The 6,896-nt window shown below is 73.7% G+C and carries 6 protein-coding genes and 1 pseudogene; 4 read left to right on the top strand and 3 right to left on the bottom strand.

The features are described from left to right. Window positions 1–227, bottom strand: a pseudogene (locus AB0C33_RS49430) (hypothetical protein); the annotation flags it as partial. Between the two features lie 502 nt (window positions 228–729). Continuing rightward, window positions 730–1,581: a hypothetical protein gene (locus tag AB0C33_RS49425; RefSeq protein ID WP_358302258.1), complete on the bottom strand. Its 852-nt coding sequence runs from the start codon at window positions 1,579–1,581 to the stop codon at window positions 730–732. A 106-nt stretch (window positions 1,582–1,687) separates the two neighbouring features. Here AB0C33_RS49425 and AB0C33_RS49420 point away from each other — a divergent pair, with 106 nt between their 5' ends. Both AB0C33_RS49420 and AB0C33_RS49415 read left to right on the top strand, forming a co-directional pair. Further along, on the top strand, window positions 1,688–2,167 hold the full coding sequence (locus AB0C33_RS49420) for a SigE family RNA polymerase sigma factor (RefSeq protein WP_358302255.1): 480 nt from the start codon (window positions 1,688–1,690) through the stop codon (window positions 2,165–2,167). Beyond that, the gene (locus tag AB0C33_RS49415; RefSeq protein ID WP_358302252.1) at window positions 2,164–3,204 is read left to right on the top strand and encodes a hypothetical protein; all 1,041 of its coding nucleotides are present in this window, start codon (window positions 2,164–2,166) and stop codon (window positions 3,202–3,204) included. Before AB0C33_RS49420 ends, AB0C33_RS49415 begins: the two co-directional genes overlap by 4 nt. Window positions 3,205–3,265: 61 nt before the next feature. Here AB0C33_RS49415 and AB0C33_RS49410 read toward each other — a convergent pair whose 3' ends face one another. Continuing rightward, entirely contained in the window at window positions 3,266–4,765 is a 1,500-nt protein-coding gene (locus tag AB0C33_RS49410; protein ID WP_358302249.1) for a serine/threonine-protein kinase, read from the bottom strand. Between the two features lie 238 nt (window positions 4,766–5,003). Between AB0C33_RS49410 and AB0C33_RS49405 the strand changes: the two genes are divergently transcribed. Then, the gene (locus tag AB0C33_RS49405) at window positions 5,004–6,206 is read left to right on the top strand and encodes a histidine kinase (protein ID WP_358302246.1); all 1,203 of its coding nucleotides are present in this window, start codon (window positions 5,004–5,006) and stop codon (window positions 6,204–6,206) included. Beyond that, window positions 6,203–6,865 (top strand): response regulator transcription factor, encoded by a 663-nt coding sequence (locus AB0C33_RS49400; RefSeq protein WP_358302243.1) that lies wholly within the window; start codon window positions 6,203–6,205, stop codon window positions 6,863–6,865. Before AB0C33_RS49405 ends, AB0C33_RS49400 begins: the two co-directional genes overlap by 4 nt. Window positions 6,866–6,896 lie beyond the last annotated feature (31 nt).

Here is a 6,896-nt window from a genome sequence, read left to right as displayed (position 1 = left end):
TAGGCCTCGTCGGGGCCTCTGCTGAGGTTGTCGAGCTGGCTGGAGACCGCCCTGTCGGCGACCGCCGCGGCGAGCGAGGCGGGGTCTGCCGCCGCCGGTGCGGTGGTGCCGGGGTCTTGTGCGGGGGTGGCTCCGGGAGGTGCGGCGCTGGCGGGTGACGCGGGAAGCGTCAAGGTCGCGGCCGTGGCCAGGCCGGCGACCGCCGCGAGTAAGGCTTTGCGTTTCACGCTGTGGTGCTCCTTTCGGCAGGCTCCCTTCGGGCCGTTGCCGCCTTTGGGCGTGCGCGGGTCACCACGCGGTCAGGGGTCTCCTGGATCGCGGGAGGTGAAAGGGGGCATGGGGGGTGATAAAGGGTGACGGATACAGCAAGCGAACCGTTTCGCCTTGTTGCCGCCAGACGCTAAGCGCTGGTTGACTGCTCGAAAATACGTATGTTCATCGGTAGGCATACCGACATTTCTGTTACCGCTGGTCACACCCATCCACGTGCCAGAATCGGCCGTCATGCCGGACAATCGGGCAGGGAAAGTCCGGCATTCCGGGCCCACTGAAGGGCGAATCGGCCGGCGGCGACCGGCTCGGCGACGCCCGATAGGGGCGGCGGCGTCACCGCTATTCGGCGGGACCGGAACCGGCGCCGGCGCATCCGCCCACGTCCCCGTGACCTCCGTCTAACCGGCACCGGACGGAAACGTCACGCCCAGGATGCATCCGGCACGGCCCGGGTGTTCAGTACGGTTCCGGGGCGAGACAGCTTCCGCTCTCATGGACCTGGTCCTGCGGCGGCGGCTCGACGGGCACGTCGTTGCCCCAGTCGGTGAAGTCGATCTCGGTCACGTTGCTCCTGGGCACGCCCTCCTCGGCCGAGGGGTTGGCCGCGACGAGACGGACCCGGCGGGGAAGCCGGTCCGGCCCGACCCACAGCTGCCACGAGACCCGTGCCGAGCGGTACCGCTCCCGCAGTGCTTCCGCCATGGCCGGGTCGTCGCCCCGGGCCGGGGTGCTGAGCTCGGTCTGCGCGGCGCTTCCGGCATGGACGACGGTGGTGACCTCGTCGATGACCCCGCCGGAGGAGGGTGCAGGCGCCGCGAGCCTGTCCAGCACCTCGGGCGACAGGACCGCCCGCGCGTCGAGTGCCCCGGCGAGCCGCGCCGCCGTCCCGCATTCGGGGCTGCTGTGGTGCAGCCGGCTCTTGCCGGCGGGAACGTCCCTCCGGTCGGCTCGCTGCTCGTAGGTGTCGGAGCCGCCGATGGAGATCGCCCTGGTCGTCCTGCCGGACAGGTCGTCCGGGACGAGGTTCTTCAGGTCTTCGGTGACGTCGGTCCGGTGGAAGGTCGTGGTCAGGTCGGAGGCGGCCGTGCCGAGGCGGAGGATTCCGGTGGTCCGGCTCTCGCTGTACTCGCCGATGTCGACCGGCACGACGAGGCCGTCCGCCGCCCGGGGCGCGTCGCCGTAGGTCAGCCGGACGACCTTGGTGACCTTGACTCCGGCTCCGTCCTTCGCCTGCCGGGCCACCGCCTCGGCGGGCGTCCGGGCCGCCGTCGCGTCCTGTCCGCCGCATCCGGCCGTCAGGGTGAGCACGAGCAGGTCGGCGCGATCCGCGACAAAGGCACCCGATGATCATAGAAGAAGGCGGAATCGGCGCGGCGAGGCAACCTGATCGCGCCGGCACCGCGTCAGTACGTGTGTGCCAGACAGGAAGCTCTTTGACAACTTCGTGGCCTCGCGGTCCGACCGGTTACTGCGGACGGCGTACCTGCTGACCCGCGACTGGGGTACGGCCGAGGACCTGCTCCAGGAGTGCCTGGCCAAGGCGTGGTTCGCCTGGTCGCGCATCGAGGAGCCCGAGGCGTACGTGCGGCGGGTGCTCGTGACGACCTACACCTCGTGGTGGCGGCGCCGATGGCGCGGCGAGGTGCCGAGCGGCACGCTGCCCGAGGAGGGGGTGCCCGATGCCGAGCGGTCCGGGCGGGAGGAGCTGTGGGAGGCGGTGGGAAGGCTGCCCGCCAAGCAGCGCGCGGTGATCGTGCTGCGGTTCTACGAGGACCTGTCGGTGCAGGAGGTGGCCAGGATCCTGGGCTGCCATGACGGCACGGTCAAGAGCCAGACCGCCAAGGCGCTGGCCAAGCTGCGCGTGGACGAGTCGATCGTGAAGGAGTGCCGATGAGCGTGCAGGACCTGCGTGAGATGTTGCGGGAGCGAGCCGAGGGCCCCGCGCCCGCGATCCCGGACCGTCACGAGCTCGTCCGCCGCCGTGTGCGGCGTACCTGGCGGCGCAGGGTCCTGGCCTCCGCCGCCGCGACGGTGGCGGCGACGGTGGCCGCGGGCGCGGCCGTGCTCTCCCTGCTGCCCGGTGGCGCCGTGACGCGGCACGAGCCCGCGACCTCGGCCTCCGCCGTGGCCCCCGCCCCGGAGCCGCTGCCGGAACGGTTCACCGCCCACGACGGCACCGGCTACCGGCGGCTGGCGACGGCGACGGTCAGGACGGACGGCGCGCGCAGGACGTCAGTCACGATCCCGGTCACCGGCAGGCCGCTGGACGTGGCCGCGCTGTGCGACGGCTCGTTCGGCGCCACGGCGCCGAGGATCTCCGTGGCGGGCCGCGCCGCCGGCGCCTCCCCGCCCTTCTCCCCCTGCCTGAAGGGCATGGAGCTGGTCCCGTTGCCGGTGCCCGCCGGGGCCGGCCAGGTCACGGTGACGTTCGACACGACCACCAGGGGCGGGGGGTGTACGCGGCAGGAGACGGGGGCGCCGTGCGTCACCCCTGAGCCCGTCAAGGCGGTCTGGAGCCTGGCCGTCTACGAATGGACGCCTCCCGCGCGGCCGGTCGATCCCGAACCGCTCCGAGCCTTCCCCAAGCGGCTGCCGAGCTGGGAGCTGGCCGGCGCGACGCAGGACCGAATCTGGCCGCAGGACGGGACGGCCACGGTCACGGTCCGGGGCGACGGCGGCAGGATGGGCATCGAGGCGCTCTGCGCCGGTGACCTGGCCAGGCGGATGTGGTTCACGTACCGGATCGGGGGCGGCGACGAGGAGGTGGTCACCTGCAGCCAGTGGACGGGCGGCCCGTACCCGATGGCGATGACCGAGCTGAGCGTGCCGGAGGGCAGGCGGGTCACCGTCACCGTCCGGGCGGGCATCTGGGGCGAGGACGCCAACCGCCCGGTCCGCTGGGCCTTGGCCGTCTACCGCAAGCGCTCCTGATCGTCGCCCCGCGGGTCGGTGACCGGGCGCCGGCAGGCAGGCGGTTCCTCCGACGCCCGGGTCACCCCGATGACTGCGACGGGCCGAGATCGTTGAAGAAGCACGCGTCGGAGATCTCGGTCAGGTGCCCGAGCTTGTCCTTCGTCACCGCCTGCCGGTACGTGTCCACGTCGTCGGCGCGAAGCGCCTTGAGCGCCTTCTCGGCGGTGTCGATGTCGTTCCGGAGCGCGACCTTGAGCGCCGGGCGGACCGCCTTGGCCAGATTGGCCTGCTGAAGGTCGATGATCTCGTTGAGCAGGTTCTCGGTCGGCGGCAGCGGCACCGTTCCGCTGACCGGGACCTGGGTCCACTTGTCCATGACACCGGTCTGGTTCTCGCAGCCCGGCGGTATCCCGTGGCCTTTCGTGCCGGGCTGGTCTGCGGCGGCCGCCGTCCGCTCTGCCGCCGTCCCGGACGAGCCCGCCTGCGGGGTCTGGTCGCCGTCTCCCGAGATGGCCACGACCACGGCGACCGCGGCGATCGCCGCAGCCAGCCCGGCGCCGCCCGCGATGAGCAGCTTGCGGTTCCGCGGCCCGCCTGGGCCGGGCCGTGACGGGTCGTGGAAGGCGGGCGCCTGCTCCTGCAACGTGGGCGGCGGCGGAGGCGGGAGGTTCTCGGTGCGCGCCGACGGGCCGGCCGGAGCGGAACCGGCGTCCGGGAAGGGCTGCCGCGGCGGCACGGAGTGAGGGCCGGCCGGGGGCGGCGGGGTGTTCGGCAGGCGAGGCTGCCCGAGAGCGTCGATCACGGCCAGGGCCTCGGCGGCGGTGGGACGGTTGGCCGGGGTCTTGTCCAGCAGGCGGGCGATCAGCGTCCCGAGGCCGCCGGCGTCGCGGGGCACGGGCGGCTCCCCCAGCAGCACCGCGGTGAGCGTCTCCGTCGGGGTGTCCCGGTGGAACGGGGACACCCCCTCCAGCGCCTGGTACAGCGTCACCCCGAGCGAGTACAGGTCGCCGGCGCCGCCGCTGTCCACGCCGTTGAACCGTTCCGGCGCGATGTACTCCAGCGAGCCCATCAGCCCGCCGCTCTTGGTGAGGGCGGTGTCGCCCTGTTGCACGGCGATCCCGAAGTCGGTGAGCAGCACGCGGCCGTCCCGGGCGATCAGCACGTTGGCCGGTTTCACGTCCCGGTGCACGATGCCGGAGGCGTGTGCCGTGCGCAGGGCGTCCATCAGGCCCCTTGCGGCCGACGTGACGGCGCCGGGCGGCAGGGGGCCGTCCCGGGCGATCAGCTCGGCGAGGGTGCCGCCGTCGACCAGTTCCATGACGATCCACGGCGCCTCGTCCTCGATCACCACGTCGTGGACGGTGACGATGTGCGGGTGCGACCGCAGCCGGGCGGCGTTGCGCGCCTCCCGCTCGGCGCGGCGCAGCCGTTGCGCGTGCTCCTCGTCGGAGGTGGCCGACGGGAGCCAGACCTCCTTCACCGCCACGGACACGTCGAGAGACTCGTCGTGCGCCTTCCAGACCCGTCCGAAGCCTCCGCCGCCCAGAACGGACTCCAGCCGGTACCGTCCGCTGATCACACGTCCTGGTTGTGTCTGCGCGGCCACCATGCTCCCTCGTCGATGATCAAGTTGTGGCAGCCTATCCAGGCGTGCTCGCGCGTATCTGCCGAATGTCCAGACTCGTGATCCATTCGCACGCTGCCGGAGCGGCCGACGCGGCGCGTCGCCTGTCCCCCCCGGCCGCTGGCTATCCTGTGGCAGGTCGAGCCGGGCACGGCTCCCCCACCACGAGCCCACCGGAAGGCGACGACCGACCGTGACAGCCCCTCCGCGCCGGAGCGCCTGGCCGGCCACGACGGTGGCGGCGCACGCGGTCCTGGCGTTCCTGACGGTGATCATCCTGGTGGGCGCCTGGTACCTGGGCGCGGCCTGGTGGCAGGTCCTGCCCGCGGCGGGCGCCGCCGTCCTGCTCCATGCGGGGGCGGTGGCGGCCGCCCGGCGGCCGTGGCCGGGGTACGCGATCGGCGCGCTGGCCATGCTCGTCCTGGTGCTGACGCCCTCCCCGGGATGGTCGCTGAACCTGCTGCCCTCGGCGGTGTGCTTCCCCTTCGCGTTGTGGCGGCTGACCGGCCTGGTCCCGGTCAGGTCCTCGGCGCCGGCGTTGGCGGTCGCGGCGCTCGGGATCGTCCTGAACGAGGCGGTGGGGTGGGCGCGGCTGCCCGCCGACCCGCTGTGGACCCGCCTGCTGGAGGGCGGGCTGCTGACGCTCGTGGCCGGCGGGGTGTGGCTCGCGGCCCTACTGGTCCGGCGCAGGCGCGAGGCCGCCCGACGGGCCGAGGACGAACGGCTGGCCGCGGCGCTCGCCGGCGAACGGGCCGGCATCCGCCGCGACCTGCACGACGTGATCGCCCACACGGTCACCGTCATGGTCGCGCGGATCGAGGCCGCGGCGGTGACGACGGCGGATGCGGCGACCCGGCGCGAACTCGGCGACATCGCCGAGACCGGCCGCGACGCCCACCAGGGTCTGCGCGCGATGCTGGCCACCTTGGGCCCGTCCGCCGGGGGCCCGTCCGCCGGGGCCGCGGCCAGCGCGGCGTCGCGCGCCGGGTCCCGGCCCGGCCAGGCGCCGATCTCGCTCGACGTGCTGCCCGACCTGGTGGCCTCGGCGGCGAGCCCGCTGCACGCGGTGACGCTGGCGGAGGCGGGTGAGCGGCGGCCGCTGAGCCTCAGTGCCGAGGTCGCGGCGGTGCGGACCGTGCAGGAGGGCGTCACCAACGCGCTGCGCCACCTGGAACCGCCGGTCGCGGTGAGCGTCAGCCTGCGCTGGAGCCCGGCCGAGATGGAGGTGGAGGTCCGCGACGACGGCGGCAGCGCGCTTCGCGGCGCCCGCGGCCAGGGGACCGGCTTGATGGGGATCGAGGAACGGGTGCGCACCGCGGGCGGCACACTGTCGATCGACGACGGGGACGACGGATGGGTGCTGCGGGCGCGGCTCCCCACGAAGGAGGGGGCATGAGCGCGATCCGGGTCATGCTCGTCGACGATCAGGAGCTGCTGCGGGCCTCGCTGCGCACGGTCCTGTCGGCCGACGAGCGCATCGAGGTCACCCACGACGTCGCCGACGGCGGCCAGGCGATCGAGGTCGTCCGGCGGCACCGCCTCGACGTGGTGCTGATGGACATCCGCATGCCGCGCCTGGACGGCGTCGCCGCCACGGCGGAGATCGTGCGGATCGCGCCGGCGACCCGGGTGCTCATGCTGACGACGTTCGACGACGACGAACTGGTCGTGGCGGCCGTCCGGGCCGGCGCCAGCGGCTACCTGACCAAGGACGTCCGGCCCGCCGCGCTGGCCCAGGCGGTGTGCGACGTCGCGTCCGGCACGGCGGCGCTGGCCCCGGGGGTGGCCGCGACGATCCTGGGCCTCCTGCGGCAGACGCCGATGCGCAGGACGGCGGCCCTGGACGGCCTGACCCCGCGCGAGGTCGAGATCTTCGGCCTGCTGGCGCGCGGCAGGTCCAACGCCGAGATCCGCGCGGAGCTGGTGCTGAGCGAGAACACGGTGAAGTCGCACGTCCGGGCCGTCCTGCAGAAGCTGGGCCTGCGCGACCGCGTGCACGCGGTGATCCACGCCTACGAGAACGGGCTCGTGGGCCGCGACGATCTGCCCGGCTGAGCGTGCGGGGCCGGGACGGCGGCCGCGCGGG

The sequence above is a fragment of the Nonomuraea sp. NPDC048881 genome, from assembly GCF_040649795.1.
In the GTDB taxonomy this organism is placed as follows: Bacteria; Actinomycetota; Actinomycetes; order Streptosporangiales; family Streptosporangiaceae; genus Nonomuraea.
Note: the sequence above shows the minus strand (reverse complement) of the source record. Positions and strands in the feature narration are given on the sequence as shown.